The sequence below is a fragment of the Pseudomonas cyclaminis genome, assembly GCF_015163715.1.
GTDB lineage: Bacteria > Pseudomonadota > Gammaproteobacteria > Pseudomonadales > Pseudomonadaceae > Aquipseudomonas > Aquipseudomonas cyclaminis.
Genome location: NZ_JADDUM010000386.1, coordinates 1 through 793, shown reverse-complemented (window position 1 = coordinate 793; position 793 = coordinate 1). Strand labels below are relative to the sequence as shown.

General features: G+C 59.9%; 1 protein-coding gene. It reads left to right on the top strand.

All coding sequences use genetic code 11. From position 1 onward, the window contains the following. The coding region (locus IQK56_RS30725) for an aldose epimerase family protein (protein WP_193901984.1) at window positions 1-754 on the top strand (754 nt) is incomplete at its 5' end. Between the last annotated feature and the right edge of the window lie 39 nt (window positions 755-793).

Genomic DNA, 793 nt, shown 5'->3' with positions numbered 1-793 from the left:
CGGCGGCGCCCAAGGTTTTGACAAGCAGGTGTGGAAGGCCGAGTCGGTCAAGGACAAGGGCTCGGTCGGCGTGAAGCTGAGCTATCTGTCCAAGGACGGTGAAATGGGCTTCCCCGGCAACCTGAAGACCGAGGTCACCTACCGCCTCAACGACAACAACGAACTGCACATCGACTACACCGCCACCACCGACAAACCCACGGTGCTCAACCTGACCAACCACAGCTACTTCAACCTGGCCGGCGCGGGCAACGGCGACATCCTCAAGCAGGTCGCTACCTTGCATGCCAGCCATTACACGCCGGTGAATGCCACGTTGATCCCGACGGGCGAGCTGGCGCCGGTCAAAGGCACCCCGATGGACTTCCTGAAACCGACGCCGATCGGCCAGCACATCAAAGCCGATCATCCGCAGCTCAAGTTTGCCGAGCCCAAGCAAGGCGGGTTTGACTTCAACTGGGCGCTGGATACCCAGGGCAACGTCAAACAGCTTGCCGCCGAGGTGCATGACCCTGAGTCGGGCCGGCGCTTGCAGCTGTACACCAGCGAACCGGGAGTGCAGTTCTACACCAGCAACTTCCTGGATGGTTCGGTGAAGGGTAAAGGCGGCAAGACTTACCTGCACTGGAGCGGGTTTACCTTGGAGACGCAGCATTTTCCGGATGCGCCTAACCAGCCGACGTTTGCTTCGACCCGTTTGAATCCAGGGCAGACTTACAGCCAGAACACCGTGTTCAAATTCTCCGCCGATTAAAACTGTGGGAGGGGGCTTGCCCCCGATAGCGGTGGGTCA